The 22,585-nt window shown below is 72.2% G+C and carries 26 protein-coding genes and 1 pseudogene; 14 read left to right on the top strand and 13 right to left on the bottom strand.

The genetic code is table 11. The features are described from left to right. Positions 1 to 155: 155 nt before the first annotated feature. Positions 156 to 836 carry a pyridoxamine 5'-phosphate oxidase family protein gene (locus ACZ7GZ_RS18940; protein ID WP_471025377.1) on the bottom strand — a complete coding sequence of 227 codons (681 nt, stop codon included), beginning with the start codon at positions 834 to 836 and terminating at the stop codon, positions 156 to 158. A gap of 69 nt (positions 837 to 905) precedes the next feature. Here ACZ7GZ_RS18940 and ACZ7GZ_RS18935 point away from each other — a divergent pair, with 69 nt between their 5' ends. Together ACZ7GZ_RS18935 and ACZ7GZ_RS18930 are read left to right on the top strand one after the other, a co-directional pair. Beyond that, positions 906 to 2,237, top strand: a complete 1,332-nt coding sequence (locus tag ACZ7GZ_RS18935; RefSeq protein WP_471025376.1) for an aminotransferase class I/II-fold pyridoxal phosphate-dependent enzyme — start codon at positions 906 to 908, stop codon at positions 2,235 to 2,237. Positions 2,238 to 2,326: 89 nt separating this feature from the next. Beyond that, a complete protein-coding gene (locus ACZ7GZ_RS18930) occupies positions 2,327 to 2,830 on the top strand; it encodes a hypothetical protein (protein WP_471025374.1) in 504 nt (167 codons plus the stop codon). Positions 2,831 to 2,867: 37 nt separating this feature from the next. Here ACZ7GZ_RS18930 and ACZ7GZ_RS18925 read toward each other — a convergent pair whose 3' ends face one another. Then, positions 2,868 to 3,803: a DMT family transporter gene (locus ACZ7GZ_RS18925; protein WP_471025371.1), complete on the bottom strand. Its 936-nt coding sequence runs from the start codon at positions 3,801 to 3,803 to the stop codon at positions 2,868 to 2,870. Between the two features lie 74 nt (positions 3,804 to 3,877). Between ACZ7GZ_RS18925 and ACZ7GZ_RS18920 the strand changes: the two genes are divergently transcribed. Then, entirely contained in the window at positions 3,878 to 4,780 is a 903-nt protein-coding gene (locus tag ACZ7GZ_RS18920; protein ID WP_471025369.1) for a LysR family transcriptional regulator, read from the top strand. A 3-nt stretch (positions 4,781 to 4,783) separates the two neighbouring features. Here the strand turns inward: ACZ7GZ_RS18920 and ACZ7GZ_RS18915 are convergent, their stop codons facing one another. Then, on the bottom strand, positions 4,784 to 5,254 hold the full coding sequence (locus tag ACZ7GZ_RS18915; RefSeq protein ID WP_471025367.1) for a pyridoxamine 5'-phosphate oxidase family protein: 471 nt from the start codon (positions 5,252 to 5,254) through the stop codon (positions 4,784 to 4,786). A 104-nt stretch (positions 5,255 to 5,358) separates the two neighbouring features. On the opposite strand from ACZ7GZ_RS18915, the gene ACZ7GZ_RS18910 reads away from it, so the two are divergent. Further along, positions 5,359 to 6,003, top strand: coding sequence for a cysteine hydrolase family protein (locus ACZ7GZ_RS18910; protein ID WP_471025364.1), 645 nt, complete (start codon positions 5,359 to 5,361; stop codon positions 6,001 to 6,003). A gap of 6 nt (positions 6,004 to 6,009) precedes the next feature. On the opposite strand, the gene ACZ7GZ_RS18905 is transcribed toward ACZ7GZ_RS18910, so the two are convergent. Continuing rightward, positions 6,010 to 6,534, bottom strand: coding sequence for a Rieske (2Fe-2S) protein (locus tag ACZ7GZ_RS18905; RefSeq protein ID WP_471025363.1), 525 nt, complete (start codon positions 6,532 to 6,534; stop codon positions 6,010 to 6,012). Between the two features lie 179 nt (positions 6,535 to 6,713). On the opposite strand from ACZ7GZ_RS18905, the gene ACZ7GZ_RS18900 reads away from it, so the two are divergent. The 7 genes from ACZ7GZ_RS18900 to ACZ7GZ_RS18870 all read left to right on the top strand — a co-directional run bounded on the left by ACZ7GZ_RS18900 (position 6,714) and on the right by ACZ7GZ_RS18870 (position 12,818). Further along, positions 6,714 to 7,478, top strand: coding sequence for a HipA family kinase (locus ACZ7GZ_RS18900; RefSeq protein WP_471025361.1), 765 nt, complete (start codon positions 6,714 to 6,716; stop codon positions 7,476 to 7,478). Next, positions 7,475 to 7,924: a DUF3037 domain-containing protein gene (locus ACZ7GZ_RS18895; protein WP_471025359.1), complete on the top strand. Its 450-nt coding sequence runs from the start codon at positions 7,475 to 7,477 to the stop codon at positions 7,922 to 7,924. Before ACZ7GZ_RS18900 ends, ACZ7GZ_RS18895 begins: the two co-directional genes overlap by 4 nt. A 146-nt stretch (positions 7,925 to 8,070) precedes the next feature. Next, a complete protein-coding gene (fabG, locus tag ACZ7GZ_RS18890) occupies positions 8,071 to 8,832 on the top strand; it encodes a 3-oxoacyl-ACP reductase FabG (protein ID WP_471025358.1) in 762 nt (253 codons plus the stop codon). A gap of 13 nt (positions 8,833 to 8,845) precedes the next feature. After that, positions 8,846 to 9,610, top strand: coding sequence for an SDR family oxidoreductase (locus ACZ7GZ_RS18885; RefSeq protein ID WP_471025356.1), 765 nt, complete (start codon positions 8,846 to 8,848; stop codon positions 9,608 to 9,610). Between the two features lie 187 nt (positions 9,611 to 9,797). Continuing rightward, complete coding sequence (locus ACZ7GZ_RS18880; protein WP_471025353.1) at positions 9,798 to 11,375, top strand: ABC transporter substrate-binding protein; 1,578 nt, start codon at positions 9,798 to 9,800, stop codon at positions 11,373 to 11,375. A 107-nt stretch (positions 11,376 to 11,482) separates the two neighbouring features. After that, positions 11,483 to 12,166 carry a uracil-DNA glycosylase gene (locus tag ACZ7GZ_RS18875; protein WP_471025352.1) on the top strand — a complete coding sequence of 228 codons (684 nt, stop codon included), beginning with the start codon at positions 11,483 to 11,485 and terminating at the stop codon, positions 12,164 to 12,166. 175 nt (positions 12,167 to 12,341) lie between these two features. Beyond that, positions 12,342 to 12,818 (top strand): hypothetical protein, encoded by a 477-nt coding sequence (locus ACZ7GZ_RS18870; protein ID WP_471025350.1) that lies wholly within the window; start codon positions 12,342 to 12,344, stop codon positions 12,816 to 12,818. A 70-nt stretch (positions 12,819 to 12,888) separates the two neighbouring features. Here the strand turns inward: ACZ7GZ_RS18870 and ACZ7GZ_RS18865 are convergent, their stop codons facing one another. The 3 genes from ACZ7GZ_RS18865 to ACZ7GZ_RS18855 all read right to left on the bottom strand — a co-directional run bounded on the left by ACZ7GZ_RS18865 (position 12,889) and on the right by ACZ7GZ_RS18855 (position 14,618). Then, a complete protein-coding gene (locus tag ACZ7GZ_RS18865; protein WP_471025347.1) occupies positions 12,889 to 13,359 on the bottom strand; it encodes a hypothetical protein in 471 nt (156 codons plus the stop codon). 115 nt (positions 13,360 to 13,474) lie between these two features. Next, positions 13,475 to 13,987, bottom strand: coding sequence for a DinB family protein (locus tag ACZ7GZ_RS18860; protein ID WP_471025345.1), 513 nt, complete (start codon positions 13,985 to 13,987; stop codon positions 13,475 to 13,477). 40 nt (positions 13,988 to 14,027) lie between these two features. After that, a complete protein-coding gene (locus ACZ7GZ_RS18855; RefSeq protein ID WP_471025343.1) occupies positions 14,028 to 14,618 on the bottom strand; it encodes a TetR/AcrR family transcriptional regulator in 591 nt (196 codons plus the stop codon). An 80-nt stretch (positions 14,619 to 14,698) separates the two neighbouring features. Here ACZ7GZ_RS18855 and ACZ7GZ_RS18850 point away from each other — a divergent pair, with 80 nt between their 5' ends. Next, positions 14,699 to 15,865, top strand: a complete 1,167-nt coding sequence (locus tag ACZ7GZ_RS18850) for an FAD-dependent monooxygenase (protein WP_471025341.1) — start codon at positions 14,699 to 14,701, stop codon at positions 15,863 to 15,865. Positions 15,866 to 15,875: 10 nt separating this feature from the next. After that, positions 15,876 to 16,787 (top strand): Gfo/Idh/MocA family protein, encoded by a 912-nt coding sequence (locus ACZ7GZ_RS18845; RefSeq protein ID WP_471025339.1) that lies wholly within the window; start codon positions 15,876 to 15,878, stop codon positions 16,785 to 16,787. Here the strand turns inward: ACZ7GZ_RS18845 and lnt are convergent. The 5 genes and pseudogenes from lnt to ACZ7GZ_RS18820 form a co-directional block, all read right to left on the bottom strand. Then, positions 16,705 to 18,279, bottom strand: a complete 1,575-nt coding sequence (lnt, locus tag ACZ7GZ_RS18840; protein WP_471025337.1) for an apolipoprotein N-acyltransferase — start codon at positions 18,277 to 18,279, stop codon at positions 16,705 to 16,707. The two genes, ACZ7GZ_RS18845 and lnt, sit on opposite strands and share 83 nt — an antisense overlap. A 167-nt stretch (positions 18,280 to 18,446) precedes the next feature. Next, a complete protein-coding gene (locus ACZ7GZ_RS18835) occupies positions 18,447 to 18,923 on the bottom strand; it encodes a nuclear transport factor 2 family protein (protein WP_471025334.1) in 477 nt (158 codons plus the stop codon). 203 nt (positions 18,924 to 19,126) lie between these two features. Then, positions 19,127 to 19,306 carry a hypothetical protein gene (locus ACZ7GZ_RS18830; protein ID WP_471025331.1) on the bottom strand — a complete coding sequence of 60 codons (180 nt, stop codon included), beginning with the start codon at positions 19,304 to 19,306 and terminating at the stop codon, positions 19,127 to 19,129. A gap of 306 nt (positions 19,307 to 19,612) precedes the next feature. Further along, a pseudogene (locus ACZ7GZ_RS18825) lies at positions 19,613 to 19,720 on the bottom strand (undecaprenyl-diphosphatase); the annotation flags it as partial. 123 nt (positions 19,721 to 19,843) lie between these two features. Next, a complete protein-coding gene (locus ACZ7GZ_RS18820) occupies positions 19,844 to 20,314 on the bottom strand; it encodes a winged helix-turn-helix transcriptional regulator (protein ID WP_471025329.1) in 471 nt (156 codons plus the stop codon). A 124-nt stretch (positions 20,315 to 20,438) separates the two neighbouring features. Between ACZ7GZ_RS18820 and ACZ7GZ_RS18815 the strand changes: the two genes are divergently transcribed. Continuing rightward, positions 20,439 to 21,614: a thiolase family protein gene (locus ACZ7GZ_RS18815; protein WP_471025327.1), complete on the top strand. Its 1,176-nt coding sequence runs from the start codon at positions 20,439 to 20,441 to the stop codon at positions 21,612 to 21,614. 39 nt (positions 21,615 to 21,653) lie between these two features. Here ACZ7GZ_RS18815 and ACZ7GZ_RS18810 read toward each other — a convergent pair whose 3' ends face one another. Next, positions 21,654 to 22,421, bottom strand: coding sequence for a TVP38/TMEM64 family protein (locus ACZ7GZ_RS18810; protein ID WP_471025326.1), 768 nt, complete (start codon positions 22,419 to 22,421; stop codon positions 21,654 to 21,656). Positions 22,422 to 22,585 lie beyond the last annotated feature (164 nt).

Raw genomic sequence — 22,585 nt, 5'->3', positions numbered from 1 at the left:
CCCTTCTCTCCCTCTCCCCCCCCCCCCACCCCCCCCTCCCCCCCCCCCCCCCCCCCCCCCCCCCCCCCCTCCCCCTCCCCCCCCCCCCCCACGCCCCCCCCCCCCCCCGGGGGCGGTGGCCGGGAGTCGGCCCCGGCGTAAGGCCTGCCCGGGGTCTACCGCGCCGTCAGATAGTCCGGCAGCTCGACGCCGGCCGCCAGGTCGGCGTTGGGCACCGGTGCGTCGTAGCCCTTGCGGAGCGGGACGACGCCGGCCCAGTGCGGCAGCGCGAGGTCCTCCGGCTCGTCGTTCGCGCCGCCGGTGCGAACCTTGGCCGAGACCTCGTCCAGGTCCAGGCGGATCACCGCGGTGGCGGCCAGCTCCTTCTTGTTCGCGGGCCGGGAGTCGGCGGCGCGGCCCGGCACGACGTGGTCCACCAGCGCGTCCAGGGCCACCCGCCGCTCCTCGGGGTCGGTGACCTGGCGCGCGACGCCGTGCACCACCACGGAGCGGTAGTTGATGGAGTGGTGGAAGGCGGAGCGGGCCAGCACCAGCCCGTCCACGTGGGTGACGGTCAGGCACACCGGCAGACCCGGGTCGGCCTCGCCGGTCATCCGCAGCGGGCGGGAACCGGTGGACCCGTGCACATAGAGCCGCTCGCCGACCCGTCCGTACAGCGTCGGCAGCACCACCGGTGCCCCGTCGCGGACGAAGCCCAGGTGGCACACGTATCCCTCGTCGAGTATCGCGTGCACCAGTTCCCTGTCGTACGACGCCCGGTCCGCGGAGCGGGTGGGCACGGTGCGGTCGGTCGGGGTGTAGGCGGCGGCCTGGGTTTCCTCGGTCGTCCCCGGCATGACGGTCCCTCCAAGACGAGCAATGGCGAGCACTGGCGATCCGTATTGCACTAGTGCATAATGTTCTTTGTGCTAGGAGAGTATCCCATCGAAGGGCGCGGTGCGGCAGAGATCGCGGCCAGCGTCGAGCGCGCGGTCGGCGCCGGTGAGCTGCGTCCGGGTCAACCCCTTCCTCCCCTGCGGGAGTTGGCGACCCGGCTAGGAGTGAACCCGAACACCGTCGCGGCGGCCTACCGCACCCTGCGTGAACGCGGAGTGATCGAGACGTCCGGCCGTCGGGGCAGCCGCATCCGGCCCAAGCCGGCCACCACGGGCCGCGAGGAACTGCGCGTGGAGGTCCCCGCCGGAGGCCGTGACCTGGCCGCCGGCAACCCCGACCCGGCCCTGCTGCCCCGCCTCGCCCCGGCCCTGACCGCGGCGGCCGAGGCGGGCGACCGGCAGCCCGTCCTCTACGGCGACGATCCGGTCGACCCGGACCTCGTCCGCATCGCCCGCGCCGAACTCGACGCCGACGGCGTCCCCGACGGCCCGCTGACCGTGGCCTCCGGCTCCCTCGACGCCATCGAGCGCGTCCTCGCCGCCCACCTCAAACCGGGCGACGCGGTCGCCGTCGAGGACCCCGGCTGGGGCAGCGTCCTCGACCTGGTCCCCGCCCTGGGGCTGCGCACGGTCCCCGTGGGTATGGACGACGACGGACCGCGCCCCGACGACCTGCGTCACGCCCTGAACGCAGGGGCCCGCGCCCTGATCGTCACCGACCGCGCGCAGAACCCGACCGGCGCCTCGGTGACCGCCGCACGCGCGCGTGCCCTGCGCGCGATCCTGCGCGAGCACCCGCAGACCCTGCTGATCGAGGACGACCACGGCCACGGCATCGTGAGCCTTCCGCTGCATCCCCTCGCGGGCACCACCCGCCACTGGGCCGTCGTCCGCTCCGCCTCCAAGGCCTACGGCCCCGATTTGCGCGTGGCCGTCCTCGCCGGCGACCCGGTCACCATCGACCGCGTGCGCGGCCGTCAACGCCTGGGGCCCGGCTGGGTGAGCCTGCTGCTGCAGCGGACCGTCGTCCGGCTCTGGACCCAGGGCGCAGTGGACCGGACGGCGGTGGCGAAGGCGTACGGGGCCCGGCGGGACGCGCTCGTCGAGGCACTGGCAGAGCGTGGGGTTGCCTCTCATGGGCGGAGTGGTATGAACGTGTGGGTTCCGGTCCCCGACGAGACGGGCGCGGTGGCCCGTCTCGTCCAGCGGGGCTGGGGGGTCGCCCCGGGCGCCCGGTTCCGCCTGAACAGCGGCCCGGCGATCCGGATCACGATCTCGACGCTCACGGAGAAGGACATCGGCCCCCTGGCGGATGCGGTGGCAGCAGCGGTACGTCCCTCTCCGGCACGGGTCTACGGCTAGGGGTGGGCGTCGCGGTGGGACTGGTCCCGCCAACCCGGTGGGAACCGTGCACAGCCGCCGGCAGTCTCTGTGGGGGGAGGGGTTGCCGCATGGACGCCGACACTGTGACCGCCATATGCGCGACTGTCATCGCCACCGCCTCGTTCGGTGTGTCGATCCAGCAGGGCCGTGTCGCCCGGCAGCACAACCGTCACTCCGTTGCCCCTGTCCTGGAGATCTGGACGCAACGGCGGCTGGGCGGGCAGACCGGCATCAGCCTGGCCAATCATGGTCTGGGGCCCGCATTCGTCACCCGCTCGAACGTATGGCTCGACGGCGTCCACCTGGGAAGCTGGGGCGGAGAGGCGCTGGAGACCATCCGCAACGCCGTCCGGGAGCGTCCCGCGGGTATGGGCATGACGCGACGCCCCTGGGCGATACCAGCAGGTACCTCACGCTTCCTGCTCCACGTCGAGCATTACGACCCCCAGCGACACGAGGATCTCTGGCACTTGGTCAGACACCGGCTCGCTGTTGAGATCACCTACGAATCGATCTACGGCGACAGCTACCGGATCTCGCGCCTCCCCGAGGGCGATTCTCCGCCCCTGTGAAGCCGTGAACGGATCGACGTCATCGTGTCGGCCGTGGTCAGGCGCCCTTCTTGGCCCGCACCTGAGTAAGCGCGGCCCCCGCAAGAACGATCACCGCCCCCACCGGCGTGGTCCACCGCAGCGACTCCCCGAGGATCGCAACGCCCGCACCCGTGGCGACGACCGGAATGAAGTACGTGACCATCTGCGCGGTCGTCGGACCGACCTCCGCGACCAATCCGTACTGGATCAGCACCGCCAGCCCCGTGCCCAGCGCCCCCAGCGCGGCGACCGCCAGCAACGGCACCAGGGAGACATGCGTGGGGAAGCCGGCGAACGCCGGCGTGACAACGGCCAGTTGAAGCGTCGCCAACAACAGCTGCGCCCCCGTCATCGACAGATGGGAGTTACCCGTCCCCGCCAGCGTCCGCCGGACGTAGATCCAGCCCACCGGATAGCTCAGCGACGCCAGCAGAGCCATGGCCGTACCCGTGGCGTCCAGCCCGTGGAAGCCCTGCCACACACCCAGCACCGTCAGAACGCCCAGGAACCCCAGTCCGAGTCCGGCCACGCGGACCCGGGTCGGCCGGTCCTCGGAGAGCGCGACCAGCGACAGGGCCATCCCCCACAGGGGCGACGTCGCGTTGCAGATACCGGCCAGCGTGGACGGGATCGTCAGCTCCGAGTAGGCGAAGAGGGAGAACGGCAGGGCGTTCAGGAAGAACGCGGCGACCGCCATGTGGCCCCACAGCCGGGCCCCGCGCGGCAGCCGCTCCCGCTTGGCCGCCATCGCCGCCGCCAGTACCGCCGTACCGAACACGAGACGCCCGAGAGTGACCTGGAAAGGCGCGTATCCCTCGGTGCCCACCTTGATCAACAGAAAGCTGAAGCCCCAGATCAGGGACAGTGCGCCGAAGCGCAGCCGCCAGTCGAGGCGGGCGCGGGGACGGGCGGGGGCGGGGGACTGGGTGCGGGTTGTGGTGATCGTGCTCATGACCTCAACGATGGTGCAAGCAATCTCGTAGCACAATCGAGATTTTCCACGAGGAACATCTTAGAATCACTTACATGTTGAACCTGGAGCGCCTGCGCACCCTCGACGCCCTCGCCCGGCACGGCTCGGTCAGCGCGGCGGCGGACGCGCTGCACGTCACGACGTCCGCCGTCTCCCAGCAGCTGGGCAAGCTGGAGCGCGAGATCGGGCAGCAGCTCCTCGCCAAGAACGGCCGGGGCGTGCGGCTCACGGACGCCGGCCGGCTGCTGTCGGAGCACGCGGCGCGCATCCTGTCGCAGGTCGAACTGGCCGAGTCCGACCTGGAGGCGCACCGCGGGCAGGTCGTCGGCGAACTGCGGCTGTCGGCGTTCCCGACCGCCGCCCGCGGACTCTTCCCGGCCGCGCTCGGCGCGCTGCGGGCCGGGCATCCCGGTCTGCGCGTGCGCTCCAGCGAGCTGGAGCCGGAGCAGGGTGTCGCCTGCGTCGTCCGCGGCGACCTGGATCTCGCGGTGGTCCTGGACTGGTACAACAAGCCGATGCCCGTGCCCGACGGTCTGGTCAAGGCGGCCCTGCTGGACGACCCGGCCGATGTCGCCATGCCTCTCGGGCACCGGCTCGCCGACCGGGACGAGGTGGACCTCACCGAGTTCGCCGACGACGAGTGGATCACCTGGGGCGAGGGCGAGTTCTGCCACGAGTGGCTGATGTTCACGCTGCGGTCCAAGGGGATCGAGCCGATCGTCGGCCACCGCGCCGGCGAGACCCACACCCAACTCGCCCTGGTTGCTTCCGGGTTGGGTGTGTGCATCGCGCCGCTGCTGGGCCGGCACCCGGTCCCGGACGGCGTGGTCCTGGTGCCGCTCAGGCAGCGGGTGCGCCGGCACGTGTACGTGGTCTGGCGGGCGGACGCCGACCGCCGCCCGTCGATCCGGGCCGCGGTCGGGGCCCTGCGCACCGCCGCGCGGAGACTGGGCTGAGCCCTACGCCCCGCCCAGCTTCCGGAAGTCCCAGGAGACGATCTCCTCCGGGGTCAGCCGGGCCCAGGCGTGCCGGCCGTCGTGCGGCATCTCGTCCAGGCCGAAGTTCTTCCGTGCGAACAGCGTCTCGGCCGTGTCGAGTTCGGCGCACAGCTCCCCGGTGCGCGGCACCTCGCCCACGAACTCCACCCGGCCGGACAGCTCGACCCCGCGCAGCTGGTCGTACTCCTCGCCGGAGTCGATCACGACGGCCACCCGCGGATCGCGGCGCAGCTGTGCCCAGCGCCGGCTGCGCACCACCGAGTACAGCCACAGCGAGGTGCCGTCCCAGGCGAACCAGAGCGCGCTGACATGCGGAGTGCCGTCCGCCGAGACGGTCGCGACCCGGCAGGTGCGCTGACTGGTGAGGAACGAGTCCAGCTCGCCGGGTGTCATCATGATCTTCCGGCCCCGGCGCTGCTGAGTGACGGTCATTGGCCCCCCTCTTCTCCCACGTCGTGCCAGAGAACTATCGTGTCCCGGAGATCCTCTGACATCACGTCAGAAAAGAGAAGGGTCGTCTTCAAAAGGGGCGTGCCATGCCGTCGCGCGAGCAGCTCAGCCAACTCCTCGACCCCGTGCACACCGTCCTGCTCACCGTGGAGTGCCAGCAGGGAGTCGTCGGACCGGACAGCGCGCTGCCCGAACTCGCCCGCGAGGCCCGCTCCTCCGGTGCTCTGCACAACGTGGCCCGGCTGGTCGCCGCCGCCCACGAGACCGGTGTCCAGGTCGTCCACGCCGTCGCCGAGCGCCGCCCGGACGGCCGGGGCGCGAGCCGCAACGCCCGTCTGTTCCGGGCCGCCGAACGGCTTCCCGTGCAGCAGTTGAGCGGCAGTACGGCGGTGCGCGTGGCGCCGCCCATCGAGGTCGCCGAGGAGGACCTCGTGGTACGCCGGCTGCACGGCCTGTCCCCGATCCACGGCACCGACGTCGACGCCCTGCTGCGCAACCTCGGCTGCCGCACCCTGATCGTCAGCGGTGTCTCCGCCAACGTGGCGATACCCAACGCGGTGTTCGACGCGGTCAACCTCGGCTACACCGTCGTCGTCCCGGCCGACGCCATCGCGGGGGTGCCCGCCGACTACACGCCCGCGATGATCCGGCACACCCTCGCGCTGGTCGCCACGGTCCCGACCACCGACGAGGTGCTCGGTTGTCTCAAACGGCCGCGCGGGCGGGCCTGAGCAGGCTCAGGCCAGCTTGATCTCGTCGCCGGAGACGGTGATCTTCGCCGTGGGCAGCGGCTGGGTCGCGGGCCCCTTCTTCACGCTGCCGTCCTCGGCGGAGAAGTGACTGTTGTGGCACGGGCACACGATCACGCCGTTCGCCACGCTGCCCACGGCACACCCCTGGTGGGTGCACTTGGACGAGAACGCCTTGTACTGGCCTGCCGCCGGCTGTGTGACCACGACACCGTGGTCCTTGAAGATCTTGCCGCCGCCCTCCGGGATGTCGGAGGTCTTGGCGAGCGCGGTGCCGCCGGCAGAGCCACCGCTGTTCTGCGAGGCTCCTGTGGAGCCGGTGCCGCCCGTGGTCCCGGCGGAGCCGGTCGTGCCTGTCGCGCCGGACGATCCGGACCCGGTGTCGGCCGTGTCCGACGCGTTGTCGCCCGAACCGCAGGCGGTCAGCGCGGCGGCGAGCCCCGCCGCTCCGGCCGCCGCAACGACGGTACGGCGGGCGGGTCCGGTGGCCGGCTGGGGCGATGCGCTGGTCATGTGGCGTTCCCTTCCGCGGAGCTTCTCTTGATCCGTCCAGGGGTACGGCGCTCGGGCGCCACCCGTTCAGACGGGCACCGAGATCCTTGCCGTCCGGGCATGAGGCGGCGGTAAGCCACAGCTGTGGATCTGCTGTCGGCCCACCCGGCAACCTGCGGCGATCCCAGTAACCTGGGGCGATGCTCAAGGAAGTCACCGCGACCCGCTACATCACGCCCCTGCGTGAGGGGGGCTCGCTGCCGGGGCTCGTCGAGGCCGACGACTTCGGGACCTACGTCATGAAGTTCACCGGCGCCGGACAGGGCCGCAAGACCCTCGTCGCCGAGGTGGTGTGCGGCGAGCTCGCCCGCCGCCTCGGATTCCGGATGCCCCGGCTGGTCACCCTCCAGCTGGACCCGGTCCTCGGACTCGGCGAGCCCGAGCAGCAGGTGCAGGACCTGCTCAGGTCCAGCGGCGGCACCAACCTCGGCATGGACTTCCTCTCCGGCGCACTCGGCTACGACCCGCTCGCCTTCCCGGTGAGCCACGAGGAGGCCGGCCGGATAGTCTGGTTCGACGCGCTGATCAACAACGTGGACCGCTCCTGGCGCAACCCCAACCTCCTCGTCCACGGCGGCGAGCTGTGGCTCATCGACCACGGCGCCACGATGATCTGGCACCACAACTGGCCCTCCGCCGAGGCCTCCGCGGCCCGCCCCTACGACGCCTCCGACCACGCCCTCGCCCCCTTCGCCCCGGACGTCACCGCCGCCGCGGCGGAGCTGGCCCCCCGGGTCACCGAGGACCTGCTCGCCGAGGTCACCGCCGAGATCCCGGACGCCTGGCTCACCGACGAGCCCGGCTTCGACACCCCGGACGACCTGCGCCGGGCCTACGCGCGGCCCCTGCTCGCGAGGGCGGCCGTCATCGCCGAGTGCATCACCGGCATCGAGGAGGACAAGTGAGCGAGCGGCACATCCACATGGCCGGCCATGTCACCGAGCGCCACATCACCCGGGCGGGCCAGGGCGGCGACCGAGACGTGTTCGAGTACGCGCTGCTGCGGGTCGTACCGCGCGTGGAGCGCGGCGAGTGCGTCAACGCAGGCGTGATCGTCTACAGCCGCGCGAAGGCCTACGTCGGCGCCCGTACCCACCTGGACGAGGCCCGGCTGCTCGCCCTGGACCCGCGGGCCGACGTGGCCGGGATCCGGGTCGCGCTCGACGCGGTCGAGCGGCACTGCGCGGGCGGCGAGGCGGCGGGGCAGGCGGCCCGGGACGATGCCGGGCGGCGCTTCCGCTGGCTGATCGCGCCCCGCTCCACCGTCGTCCAGCCCGGCCCCGTGCACACCGGGCTCACCACCGACCCGGCCGCCGAGACCGAGCGCTTGCTGGACCTCCTGGTGAGGTAATGGATCACAACGGCCGGGTCGGCCGTTGACACCGGGTGCCAGGGCTTCTAGCGTCACCTGTGCTGAAGGTACTAAGCGGTCGCTCACCGCACCACGAGGTCCCCCGAAGGACCTGACAGGTTCTCTCAAGGGCGAGGAGAAGCAGCATGTCCACCACTGAACAGCGGGTCGCGGTAGTCACCGGCGCGGCGCGCGGAATCGGCGCCGCCACCGCCGTACGGCTGGCCGAAGAGGGCCGCGCCGTCGCCGTGATCGATCTCGACGAGGCCGCCTGCAAGGACACCGTCGAGAAGATCACCGCGGCCGGCGGCAAGGCGATCGCGGTCGGCGCGGACGTCTCCGACGAGGCGCAGGTCGAGGCGGCCGTCGCCCGGATCGTCGAGGAGCTGGGCGCCCCGACGATCCTCGTCAACAACGCGGGCGTGCTGCGCGACAACCTGCTGTTCAAGATGAGCGTCTCCGACTGGGACACCGTCATGAACGTCCACCTGCGCGGCTCCTTCCTGATGACCAAGGCCGTCCAGAAGCACATGGTCGACGCGGGCTTCGGCCGGGTCGTCAACCTCTCCTCCTCCTCGGCGCTCGGCAACCGCGGCCAGGTCAACTACTCCGCCGCCAAGGCGGGCCTGCAGGGCTTCACCAAGACCCTCGCCATCGAGCTGGGCAAGTTCGGCATCACCGCCAACGCCGTCGCCCCCGGCTTCATCGCCACCGAGATGACCAAGGCCACCGCCGACCGCGTCAACATGGACTTCGACGACTTCAAGAAGGCCGCCGCCACCCAGATCCCGGTGCAGCGCGTCGGCGAGCCCGAGGACATCGCCAACGCCATCGCCTTCTTCACCGGCGAGGCGGCCGGCTTCGTCTCCGGCCAGGTGCTGTACGTCGCCGGCGGACCGCTCAACTAAGGGATACGGGTACATGACTTCCGCTGAACTGCCCGAGCTGTCGGGCAAGGTCGCCCTCGTCACGGGCGCCAGCCGCGGCATCGGCTACGGCGTCGCCGAGGCCCTCGTCGCCCGCGGCGACCGCGTGTGCATCACCGGCCGGGGCGAGGACGCCCTGAAGGAGGCCGTCGAGAAGCTGGGCTCGGACCGGGTCATCGCCGTCGCCGGCAAGGCCCACGACCTCGACCACCAGGCCGAGGCCGTCGAGCGCACCATGGAGGCCTTCGGCCGCGTCGACTTCCTGGTGAACAACGCGGGCACCAACCCGGTCTTCGGCCCGATCGCCGACCTCGACCTGGACGTCGCCCGTAAGGTCTTCGAGACCAACGTGATCTCCGCGCTCGGCTTCGCCCAGAAGACCTGGCACGCCTGGCAGAAGGACAACGGCGGCGCGATCGTCAACATCGCCTCGGTCGCCGGCCTCGCGCCCTCGCCGTTCATCGGTGCCTACGGTGTCAGCAAGGCCGCGATGATCAACCTGACCCAGCAGCTGGCGCACGAGTTCGCGCCGAAGGTGCGGGTCAACGCCATCGCCCCGGCCGTGGTCAAGACCAAGTTCGCCCAGGCCCTGTACGAGAACCGCGAGGAGGAGGCGGCCTCCGCCTACCCGCTCGGCCGGCTCGGCGTGCCCTCCGACATCGGCGGCGCCGCCGCGTTCCTCACCTCCGGGCAGTCCGACTGGATCACCGGTCAGACGCTCGTCGTGGACGGCGGCATCTTCCTGAACGCCGGAGTGTGAGGCACCTCCCGGGCGTCGATTTTCGGACGGATCGGCGCCCGGGACACCCCGGGGAGTCCGCACAGCGGAATGACAACGTCGTCATCGCCAAGTCGATCAAGAAGTGCCGTTTTTGGGGAGGTTCAGAGGACCGGACGCTGCGGTATCGTCTGCCGACCCTTGGTATGGCAGATCGAGGAGCGTGCGCGTGTTCAACCGGAACCGATTCCTGCGGAGAGTCGCGGCGATCGCGTCCATATCCCTGGTGGCCGGCTGCGGTCTGCTGTCCAGCGGTGACGGCGACGGCAAGGGGCCGATCGTCGTGGGCACCACCAGCGCCCCCAGCACGCTGGACCCGGCCGGTGCCTGGGACGGCTCCTGGGAGCTGTACCGGAACATCTTCCAGACACTCCTCGCCTACCCCAACGGTGCCACCACCCCCCAGCCCGACGCCGCCCAGCGCTGCTCCTTCACCGACTCCACCAGCCGGACCTACCGCTGTACGCTGCGCGCGGGCATGAAGTTCGCCGACGGCGACCCGCTGAACGCCCAGGCCGTCAAGCACTCCATCGACCGCATCCGCACGATCAACGCCCCCGGCGGCCCCGCCGGACTGCTCGGCAGCCTGGACCGGGTGCAGGCGCTCGGCGACCGCGACGTCGTCTTCCACCTCAACCAGCCCGACGCCACCTTCCCCTTCGTGCTGGCCACCCCCGCCATGTCGATCGTCGACCCGGACGACTACCCCGCGCGCTCCCTGCGCAAGGACGACCAGGTGTACGGCTCGGGGCCGTACAAGCTCCAGTCGTACGAGGACGACCAGCAGGCCGTCCTGGTGCGCAACGAGAACTACCAGGGCTTCGCCAAGCGGCAGAACGACGCGGTGACGATCCGCTACTTCCAGGACTCGGCCGGCATGGTCAAGGCGCTGCGCGCCAAGCAGATCGACGTCACCTACCGCGGTCTCGCCGCCGACGACATCCTCGCCCTCCAGCAGCACGACGACACCGCCCTCCAGCTGGTCGACGGTGCCGGCACCGACATCAGCTACCTGGTGTTCAACCCCAAGGACCCCTGGGCCAAGGAGCCCGCCGTACGCAAGGCCGTCGCCCAGATCGTCGACCGGGGCGCCATCGCGCACAAGGTCTACAAGGACACGGTCGACCCGCTGTACTCGATGGTCCCCAAGGGCCTGACCGGACACACCACCGGCTTCTTCGACGACTACGGCGACCCGAGCGTCCCCAAGGCCCGCAAGCTCCTCTCCGACGCGGGCATCCACCAGCGCGTCCCGCTCACCCTCTGGTACACCACCGACCGCTACGGCTCCGAGACGGCACTGATGTTCCAGGAGCTGAAGCGGCAGCTGGAGGATTCCGGGCTGTTCACCATCACGCTCAAGAGCCGCCCCTGGAAGACCTATGTGGTCGGCTACCAGAAGGGCGACTACCCGGTGTTCGGCCGCGGCTGGTTCCCGGACTTCCCCGACGCGGACAACTTCATCGCCCCGTTCGTCGGTGAGCACAACGCGCTCGGTACGCCCTACCCGTCCAAGGAGATCACCGGCCGGCTGCTGCCCCACTCGCGTGCGGAGAGCGACCGCGCCCAGACGGTCAAGGACGTGGAGCAGGCCCAGCAGATCTTGGTGAACGACGCCCGCCTGATCCCGCTGTGGCAGGGGAGGCAGTTCATCGCCGCGAGCGACGACATCGCCGGTGGCGAGCAGGCCCTCGACCCGTCGACGATCATGACGATGTGGACGCTGCACCGCAAGACCAGCTGGTGAGCGGGGCGAACGGCCCTCGCGGCGCCGATTGTCAGTGGTCGCCTGTAGGTTCTGAGAACGGGAAGTGACCGCACGCCGTAATTGATCGACATCGTGAGGACGTTGACGTGACCGACATCGCCATGCTGCCCGAGTCCTGGCGCGGGGTTCTGGGCGACGAACTGCAGCAGCCCTACTTCAAGGAGCTGACGGAGTTCGTCGAGGAGGAGCGGGCGAAGGGCCCCGTCCATCCGCCGCGCGAGGAGGTCTTCGCCGCGCTGGACGCGACGCCGTACGAGCAGGTCAAGGTTCTCGTCCTCGGCCAGGACCCGTATCACGGCGAGGGCCAGGGCCACGGCCTGTGCTTCTCGGTCCGCCCCGGGGTGAAGACCCCGCCCTCGCTCCGGAACATCTACAAGGAGATGAAGGAAGAGCTGGGCCTGCCGGTCCCGGACAACGGCTATCTGATGCCGTGGGCCCGGCAGGGCGTGCTGCTGCTCAACGCGGTCCTCACGGTCCGGGGCGGCGAGGCGAACTCGCACAAGGGCAAGGGCTGGGAGAAGTTCACCGACGCGGTGATCCGCGCGGTGGCCTCCCGGCCCGACCCGGCGGTCTTCGTCCTGTGGGGCAACTACGCGCAGAAGAAGCTGCCGCTGATCGACGAGACCCGGCACGTGGTGGTCAAGGGCGCGCACCCCTCGCCGCTGTCCGCGAAGAAGTTCTTCGGCTCCCGCCCGTTCACCCAGATCAACGAGGCGATCGCCCTGCAGGGGCACGAGCCGATCGACTGGCGCATCCCCAACCTGGCGTGAGGGCCGCACGAGGGCGGGGCCGCGTTTGACATGCGGCTCCGCCGCGTGGGCGTGACCAGCCGCAAGGCACCGGCAGTCGGCCACCGGCCGAAGCGCAACGGCGCCGCCTGACCCGCAAAACCCGCGGAGCCGGTTAGCGTCGGAGCGGACAACCGACGACGGCCCGGAGGACGCGGTGACGGAGCGGCAGGAGCAAGCGGCACTGGATCCCATCCTGACGCGGATCGGCCAGGTCGTGATGCTCCACCACGGCGGCGACCGGGAGGAGGCCCGCAGCCGCTTCCTGGACCTGTGGGCGGAGATCGGAGAGGCCGGCGCCCCGCTGCACCGCTGCACCCTCGCCCACTATCTGGCCGATACCCAGGACGACCCGGAGGACGAACTCGCCTGGGATCTCAGGGCGTTGTCGGCGGCGGAGGAGCTGCACTCCGGCACCGGCGGCGACCCGGCGGGTGCCCGGGGTTTCTTCCCCTCCCTGCATCTCAACCTGGCCGCCGACTACGTCAAGCTGGGCCGCGCCGAGGCCGCCCGCAGCCATCTGCACCGGGCCCGTGAGGCCGCGGGCACGTTGGCCGACGACGGCTACGGCGACGGGGTGCGGGCGGCCATCGGCCGGCTGGAGCTGCGGCTCGGCGACCACGGGCGTTTCTGATGGCTCTTGGACCGTGCCGCGCCTTCGGCTGACGGTGCCGCCTTCCGGGCGCCCCACCGGCCGGCGCATGTCAGTGACGGTACGTCCGCTCGCAGATCACCGCCTCCGGGCTGTCCGCGCGCCAGCCGCCGTACGTCTTGCCCAGGGCGCACACGTCCGGTGCCTTCGGGACCGGGGTCGACAGGTCCGGGATGTGGGTGTGCGTTCGCCGCGGGTGCTGCTCCGCGCGGGGGTGCCGGTGCGCCGGCGCGGCTGCCCGTGGCCGGGGTGCGACCGGTGGGGCCTCGGTCACGTGCCGCGGGGCGGTCGGTGCCGGAGGCCTCGGATGGTGGGACGGGCCGGTCATCTCCAGTGCCTCGCGGGCCGGTGCCTGCACCGCGCGGGGTTCCGCGCTGCCGTCCGGACGGGGCGCCGTCGGCAGTGAGGGCGCCGTGTCGCGGGGCGGCGCGGGTGTCGCCGGGCGCTGTACCGTCACACAGCCGGAGAGGGCCGAGACGGCCACGGTGGCCAGGAGCACTGCGGTGGTCGTCGTTCGATGCACCCGCGCAACTCTGCTGGGTCGGCCCCCGGCTTGGCAGCAGGGAGCCGATGTCGATGCCCCCGCACGGGTGATCTCGTGCCCCGTGCGGAGGATTCCGGCGTACTCGGGGTGACGTTCAGAGGCCGGTGGCGCCGTCGATCCGCTCACGGACCAGATCGGCGTGGCCGTTGTGCCGGGCGTACTCCTCGATCATGTGCGTGTAGATCCAGCGCAGGTTGAACGGCTCGTCACTGAACTCGCTGTTTCCCTTGGACAGATCGTCGAGCTCGAAGCCGGCCGCGTTCCGTCGGGCGATCTCGATCTCGTTCTGCCAGGTCGTGTACGCCTCCTGCCAGGTGTCCGCCTCGGTGAGACGGAACTCGCCGTCCCGGCCCTCGTCGGTGTAGTAGATCGGTCCGGGGTCGTCGCCCACCAGCACCTTGCGGAACCAGCCCCGTTCCACCTCCGCCATATGCCGCACCAGGCCCATGAGGGACAGCACGGAGGGCGGCACGGACGCGGTCCGCAACTGCTCGTCGCTCAGCCCCTCGCACTTCCGGGCCAGTGTCCGGCGGTGGTAGTCCAGCCAGCCCTCCAGCATCTCGCGTTCACCGGCGTTCAGGGCGGGTTCTCGGCGTTTGGTCGTCATGTCCGTATCCTCACCGAAGATCATGCGCACCACCAAGTTCTCACCGGCCCAGCAGGCCCGTGAGCAGCTCCCGCAGGCCTCTGCGGATCTCCTCCAGGCCCGGTATCCGTGCGCTGAACGAACCCGCCACGCACGAGAACATCAGGCCGTCCGCCCAGGCGACCACGGACAGCACATGCCGGGCCGGGTCGGGCGAGCCCACGGCGGTGAGCAGCGCGGCCAGCTGTTCCTTGAAGACGGCACCCGTCCGGTCGTAGAAGGCGCGCAGTTCGGGGCGCCGGGTGGCCTCCAGGGCGAGTTCGTAGCGGGCGATCAGCAGCTCGCGCCCCTGGGTCAGGGAGCGGTGCACGGCGAGGGCCAGCCCGTCGGCCAGCGCGTCGACCCCGCCGCTCGGATCCGGCATCTCCGCCACGTCCAGCACCCGTGCCTCACGCTCGGCGTGTCGTCGTACCGCCAGTTCCAGCAGTGCCTGCCGGGTGCGCGCCACGTTCGAGGTCGAGCCCAGCGGCAGGCCGGCCGCCTCGTCGACGGCGCGGTGCGTCAGCCCGCGCATCCCGCGGTCGGCGAGCAGGGTGAGCGCGGCGTCGGCGACGAGGTCGGCGCGGGAGGCGCCGGGGCTGTGTACGGGCATGAGGTGACCCTACCGGGGTCACTACGGCTGTAGTAGGGTCATGTGTACTACAGGTGTAGTTCGTGGAAGCAGGAGGAGCCATGGCACAGTCGGCCCGCGCGCTCGTCATCGGCGGCGGCATCGGAGGCCTGGCCGCGGCGGCGGCCCTGCACGCCCGGGGCTGGGGCGTGACCGTGCTGGAGCGGGCACCCTCCCTGGAGCCCGTCGGTGCGGCCATCTCCCTCGCCCCGAACGCCCTGCGGGCCCTGGACGTGCTCGGCATCGGCGAGGAGATCCGCGACCTCGCCGCCTGGCAGGGGGACGGCGGCCTGCGCACCCCGGGCGGGCGCTGGCTGTCCCGATCCCGCGCCGAGGCGGCCGCCGCCCGCTTCGGCGGGCCCCTGGTGCTGTTGCCCCGCGCCACCCTGGTCGACCGCCTCGCCGCCCTGCTCCCGCCCGATGCCGTCCGCACCGGGACCGCCGCGGTCCTCACCGACCCCGGCGACGGCCGACGGCCCGCCCGGGTCACCACGGGCGACCACGAACTCGAGGCCGAGCTGGTGGTCGGCGCGGACGGTATCAACTCCCGTGTGCGCGGCGCCCTGTTCCCGGCGCATCCCGGCCCGGTGTACGCCGGGTTCACCACCTGGCGGGTGCTGATCCCGGTACCCGGCGTCGAGTTCGCCTCGCACGAGACCTGGGGCCGGGGCCGCATCTGGGGCACCCACCCGGTCAAGGACGGCCGGATCTACGCCTACGCGGCGGCCATGACCCCGGCCGGCGGGCGGGCGCCGGACGACGAGAAGGCGGAACTGCTGCGCCGGTTCGGCGACTGGCACGAGCCCATCCCCGCCGTCCTCGCCGCCACCCGCTCCGAGGACGTGCTCCGGCACGACGTACACCACCTCGCCACGCCCCTGCCCGCCTACCACTCCGGCCGGACCGCCCTGCTCGGCGACGCCGCCCACGCCATGCCGCCGACCCTCGGCCAGGGCGGCAACCACATCGAGGACGCCGTGGTGCTCGGCCACCACTCAGGTGACCTGGCCGCCTACACCGCCGCCCGCCTCCCGCGCACCCACGCCGTCGCCCGCCGGGCCGTCAAGGTCGCCCGCCTGAACATGCTCCGCAACCCGGCCGCCATCGCCGTACGCAACACCGCGATCGCGGCCCTGTCGAAGACCGGTCCCGCGCTCTTCCTGCGCGGCTTCGACGGCATCGCCGACTGGCGGCCCCCGTATGCTGCCGGAGACGCAATCAAGCGGTAGGGGAGAGCACGTGAGGGTCGGCTGCATCGGACTCGGGGACATCGCGCGGAAGGCGTATCTGCCGGTGCTGGGCACCCAGCCCGGGATCGAACTGCACCTGCAGACGCGGACACCCGCCACGCTGGACCGGATCGCGGACACCCTCCACCTGCCGGCCGACCGGCGGCACACCACGCTCGACTCCCTGCTCGCCGCCGGCCTCGACGCGGCCTTCGTACACGCGCCGACCGCCGTCCACCCCGAGATCGTCACCCGGCTGCTCCAGGCGGGCGTACCGACGTACGTGGACAAGCCGCTCGCCTACGAACTGGCCGACTCCGAGCGGCTGGTGGCACTCGCCGAACAGCGCGGGGTCTCCCTCTCGGTCGGCTTCAACCGCCGGTACGCGCCCGGGTACGCGCAGTGCCTGGAGCACCCGCGCGAGCTGATCCTGCTGCAGAAGAACCGGATCGGACTGCCCGAGGAACCGCGCTCGATGATCCTGGACGACTTCATCCACGTCGTCGACACCCTGCGCTTCCTGGTGCCCGGCCCGGTGGACGACGTCACCGTGCGCGCCCGCGTCCGGGACGGCTTGCTGCACCACGTGGTGCTCCAGCTCGGCGGCGACGGCTTCACCGCGCTCGGTGTGATGAACCGGCTCAGCGGCTCCGCGGAGGAGATCCTGGAGGTCTCCGGGCAGGACACCAAACGGCAGGTGCTCAACCTCGCGGAGGTCATCGACCACAAGGGCCAGCCGACCGTGCGCCGCCGCGGTGACTGGGTCCCGGTGGCCCGCCAGCGCGGCATCGAACAGGCGGTCCTCGCCTTCCTCGACGCCGTGCGCGCCGGCAAGCTGCTCAGCGCCCGGGACGCGCTGGCGACCCATGAGCTGTGCGAGCGGGTGGTACGAGCGGTTCAGGGCGGCCTCGCCGCAGCCTGAGCGCCCGCACGCCCTCGGTCGCCCACAGCGCGGCCAGCACCAGCAGCGCGCCGTGCACCGGCCAGTCGCCGTAGCGGACGTACGGCGTGACGCCGTGCGCGAGCGGTACGCCGTACACGTGCGCGGCGCTCGCGTCCGTGCCGAGCCACGGTCCGAGGCGCTGCCCGCCCGGCCCGTACACCGCCGAGACACCGGTGAGGGTCGCGTGCACCATCGGGCGGCCGGTCTCGGCGGCCCGCAGCGCGGCCAGCGAGGCATGCTGCTCCGGCGCCCAGCTGCCCTGGAAGGTGGAGGTGGCGGACTGGCCGAGCAGGACATCGGCGCCGTCTTGCGCCAGCCGCCGGCTCATGTCGGGGAACGCGGTCTCGAAGCAGATCAGCGGGCCGATCCGCAGCCCGTGCCCGACGTTCATCACGACCTGCTCGGTGCCGCGCCGGCGGTCCTCGCCGGCCGCCTTGCCGACCGAGGTGGCCCAGCCGAGGAGCGAGCGGGCGGGTATGTACTCGCCGAAGGGCACGAGCCGCATCTTGTCGTACCGGTCGCGGGTCGGGCCGTCGGGGCCGACCAGCACCGAACTCTTGTAGATGCCCGGCTGGTCGGCGCGGCGTGCGTCCACGTTCACCAGCACATCGGCGCCGGTCTGACGCGACAGCGCGGCGATCCGCCGGGCCAGGTCGGGACGGTGGTCCAGGTCGAAGCCGACGCTGGACTCGCCCCACACGACCAGGTCGACGCCCTGCCCGGCGAGCTGCCTGGTCAGCTGTTCCTCCCGGGCGAAACGCTTGTCGCCGCTGTCCTGCCCGTCCACGACCCCCGGCTGCACGACGGCGATCCGGACCTGACCGTCGGTCCGCGGGCGCGGCGCCCACGCCCATGCCGCCGAGGCCGCGGCGGCCGTGGCGACCAGCGAGGCCAGGGCCGGCACCCGGGCCTCCCGCACCGATATGAGCACGGCCGCCGCCACGTTCACGGCCACGATCAGGAAGCTGAGCAGCCACACCCCGCCGACCGAGGCCAGCCGCAGCGCGGGCGGCACCTGCCACTGGCTGGCGCCGAGCATGCCCCACGGCCCGCCGAGCCCCTGCCACGACCGCACCAGCTCCACCATCAGCCAGGCGGACGGCAGCACCAGCAGCCCGGCGGCGCACCGGCCCGGCGCGGGCCGCCCGCCGAGGAAACGGCGCACCAGCAGGCCCCAGGGCGCCCACAGCGCGCCGAGCAGGGCGGCGATCAGGAAGATGAACACGTGCAGGCTCGGCAGCAGCCAGTGGTGCACGGCCACCAGATAGCCGAAACCGCCGCTCCAGCCGTCGTATGCCGCCCGTCGGCGGGTCGGGGCCGAGCGGGCCAGCAGGATCCACGGCACCAGGGCGACGTACGCGAACCACCACAGGGACGGCGCGGGGAACGCGAGCACGGGCAGGGCACCCGCGAGGGCGGCGGTGCAGGAGCGGCGCCAGGGGGAGGTCAGCCAGTGGTTGATCGTCCTCATGTGACCCTCCCTACCCAGCGCCTACTCCAGTGTGCGCGATCCCCTCCTGGGTGGTGAAGCGTTGCGCTGCAGAGCCCGGGCCGGGCGGTCGTCGGGCGTGTGCGGACCCGTGGTGGCCGGTCGCCACCCGTCGCGGCGGAGCCGCGCATCCATACGGTCCCGCACCCCTACGGGGTTTCCGTGCCCTCGGCCTGCAGGCGCCGCCACCTCTCCTCGACGACCACCTCGCGCAGGCGCCAGCCCTCCCGTGTGCGGAGCAGCGCGAAGGCGTAGCGGCCGCCGCAGACCAGGTCGGGGGCCGTGGGGCTGCCGTTCGCGGCGAACCGCATCGGGTTCAGGTAGTCGGCCCGGACCGCGGCGGTGTCGCCCGTGTCGTGTTCCAGGAGGCCGAACCGCACCTGGCGGTTGACGATCAGGTGCTGGCGCATGGCGAACAGTGCCAGGCTCTCGGCGAGCCATCCGGCGACCTTCCCGGCGTCGCCCTCGACGCCGCCGGCCGAACGGTAGTCGGCCCGCCCGTCCGCCGTGAACAGCCCTCGATACGCCGTCCAGTCGCCGTCGTCCACCGCCACCGCGTACGCGGTGATCAGCTCGTCGACGGCCAGCCGGTCCATCACGGTCGCGAGCTCCGCGCGCTGCGTCATCGGCACAGTGTTGGGCATGGCGGGCGCGGAGCCAAGAGGCGTGCCGGGACATTCGGTCATTCGTGTCAGAGCGGGATGCCTGCCTCGTCCGTGCGGACGCCATGGCAGGTACGTGATCGTCGGAGTCGGCAAGCAACCGGAACACGGCGTCGACGGGCGCTTCGGCGTCGAGCACCGGTCGACGGTGCCGACGGGCAGGCGTGTCAGGCCGCCTCGATGATCTCGTCGCGGATCGCCTCGGCCCACTCGACCACCAACAGCTCGTACTCCGCGCGCTCCTGGGCCGACAGGGTGCCGCCCGCGCGCAGCCACAGCGCCCGGATCTGCTCGTTCACCTCGGCGGCAGGGCGCGCGGAACCACAGGGGAGGGAATCGGGGGACATGCGGACAGCGTAGGGCCAAGCACTGACACTGCGCTACCGTCCGGCTACGGGGAAGGTATGGGGTTGGTCACCGCCGCCCCGCTGGGGCGTCCTCGGTCGCTCCAGACCACCGTGCACATGCCTTGCCGGGCCGCCGCGCGGAAGACGGCGGGGGTGGTGGTGAAGGGTCCTGCCGGGCAGGCCCGTAGATCGCCGAACGTGCAGGCCGGGGCGGCTGCGCAGGGGGAGGGGACGGGCGCGGGAACGCGGGGCGGGTCGCATACGTCCCCGGGCCGGGAGATGTCCGAAACAGTGGTGGCGTGCCGCTCAGCTCGCCGACTCCGCCGCGTGCGGGCTCAGAACGTCCGCCGAGGGCAGGGCGACGATGAGGATCCCGAGGGCCACGCGGTACCAGACGAACGGGGGAGCGGATCGCTCGCGCTCGGCGTGACCTGGCCCTGGAGGGCTACCGCGCCCTGCGGGCCGCCTCCGGCCCGCGGGCGCCGGCCGTCTTCCACCGGGCCGCCGCCGCGTTCCGTGCGCCCCTTCGGGGCGCTTCTACGCCGCCGTGGGGCCCGTGACCGTCCACCCCGGCGCCTGTGGACGGGCCGTGAGGTCCTCGTGGCGGACCTCGTCGCCGCAGGCCCGGCAGGTGACGACCGGGACCAGTTCGCTGCCGCAGATGTGCTCGACGGCCATGGGCAGGTCGGTGCCCTTGCGGAGATGGCGGTCGCCCCACTCCTTGAGCGTCATCAGGACCGGCTCCAGCTCCAGTCCCGCCTGCGTGGCCCGGTACTCGAAGCGCTGCGGGCGCTCGCTGTAGACGCGTTTGGTGAGGATCCCGGCGTCCACGAGCCGGCGCAGCCGGGCGGCCAGGATGTCGCGCGGGGCGCCGATGTTGCGCACGAGCTGGTCGAAGCGGCCGTTGCCCAGGCACACCTCGCGCAGGACGAGCAGGGAGTACTTCTCGCCGACCAGCGCGAGGGCGTCGGCGATGGAGCAGGGGCGCGGGTCTTTCGTGGCGGCCATGACGGCCAGTCTAGATGAGGGTTTGATTTTCCAACCCTTCCGGTTATGGTGGGTTTGGATTTCCTACTCACTGGTAGCTGCCGTGGCCCGCCACGGACAGCCAGGCGGCCAAGGAGGCCCCGCCATGCGCGACGCAGTGATCGTCGAAGCCGTACGCACCCCGATCGGCAAGGGCAAGCCGAACGGCTCCCTCGCCGACGTCCACCCCGTGCAGCTGCTCGCCCACACCCTGCGCACCCTGGTCGAGCGCTCCGGCGTCGACCCGGCGCTGATCGACGACGTCATCGGCGGCACCGTCGACCAGGTCGGCGAGCAGGCCATGAACACCACCCGGTACGCCGTCCTCGCCGCCGGCTTTCCCGAGACGGTCCCGGCGACCACGGTGGACCGTCAGTGCGGCTCCTCCCAGCAAGCCGTGCACTTCGCCGCGCAGGGCGTGATCGCGGGTGCGTACGACCTCGTGGTCGCCTGCGGCGTGGAGTCGATGAGCCGGGTGCCGATGTGGTCCAACGTGCCCGCCGGCAAGGACCCCTTCGGCCCGGGCGTCGCCGAGCGCTACCCGGAGGGACTGGTCCCGCAGGGCATAAGCGCCGAACTGATCGCCGCCAAGTGGTCCCTCACGCGCGCGAGGATGGACGAGTTCGCGGTCTCCTCGCACCACAAGGCCGACGCCGCGTGGCAGGCGGGTCTCTTCGACGCCGAGGTGGCGCCGCTGGACGGCGTCGCCCGCGACGAGTGCGTGCGGCCCGGCAGCACCCCGGAGATCCTCGCCGGCCTCAAGCCCGCCTACTACGACGCCGGCTTCGCCGAACGCTTCCCGCAGATCGAGTGGAACGTCACCGCGGGCAACGCCAGCCCCGTCAACGACGGCGCCTCCGCCGTGCTGATCACCTCCAGCGACACCGCGGCCCGCCTGGGCCTGCGCCCGCTCGCCCGTCTGCACAGCTTCGCCGTCACCGGCTCCGACCCGCTGCTGATGCTCACCGGGGTCATCCCCGCCACCGAGAAGGTCCTCCAGAGGGCCGGACTGCGGCTGGACGACATCGACCTCTTCGAGGTCAACGAGGCCTTCTCCAGCGTGGTCCTGGCCTGGCAGCAGGAGACCGGCGCCGACCCGGCCAAGGTCAACGCGCACGGCGGCGCCATCGCCCTCGGCCACCCGCTCGGCGCCAGCGGCACCCGGCTGACCACCACCCTGGTCCACGCGATGCGGGAGCGCGGCGCTCGCTACGGCCTGCAGACCATGTGCGAGGCGGGCGGCCTGGCCAACGCGATGGTGCTCGAAGCCGTTCGGCGGTAGTGCCGCCTTGTTCCGCAGGCCGGCTGCCGAGCCGTACGCCTACCGTGAGCGCAGATGGTGCCGCTTGCGCCAGGCGATCACCGAGCCCGCCAGCGCCGGTACGGCGATAGCGGCCATCGCGATCAGGAAGGCGGGGGACGTCGGCGCCGAGGCGCGGGCGCCGGCCACCGCGTAGGCGGCGGTGTTCGGGACCGACCCGAGGGCCGTGGCCAGCAGAAACGGCCACCAGCGCATACGGGAGACGGCGGCGCAGTAGTTCGCCGCCCAGAACGGCACGCCCGGGAAGAGCCGGGCCGCCAGCATGGTCCGGAACCCGTGCCCGCTCAGCTGTCCGTCGGCCGCCTCGAGCCAGCGGCCCCGCAGCAACGGGCGCAGCGCGTCCTGCCCGAGCACCCGGCCCAGCCCGAACGCCACACCCGCCCCGAGCACCGTGCCCGCCAGCGCCGTCGACAGCCCCATCTGGGAGCCGAACAGCGCGCCCGCCCCCAGGTTGAGCAAGGGGCGCGGTACGAACGCCACGGTGCACAGCCCGTACGCCACGGCGAACACCACGGCCGCCGCGGCCCCGCCGAGCTGCGGCGGCCAGCCGTGTGTCAGCAGCCGCTGCGGCTCGAAGGCCAGTACGCACGCGGCGGCACCGGCGAGCAGGGCGACCAGCAGCGACAGCCGGGCATAGGGATGCGCCAGCGCCCGCCCGCAACGCCCGGTGAACCCGACGCGGGACAGGGGCGGCACGGGAACGACGAGCTCCGTGGCGGCGACCCGGGGAGAGGTCGTGGCGGTGCCGGAGCGGTGGGCATCGAGCATCCGGTGACATTAACCGAAGAGCGTGTGTGATCGCCGTCAAGTGCGTCGCACCGAAGGGGGGGGGGGGGGGGGGGGGGGGGGGGGGGGGGGGGGGGCGGCGGGGGGGGGAGGGGGGGGGGGGGGGGGGGGGGGGGGGGGTGGGGGGAGGGGGGGGGGGGGGGGGG

The sequence above is a fragment of the Streptomyces sp. NPDC037288 genome (genome assembly GCF_055603265.1).
The sequence above is the reverse complement of the archived record's forward strand: the minus strand, read 5'-3'. Positions and strand labels throughout refer to the sequence as shown.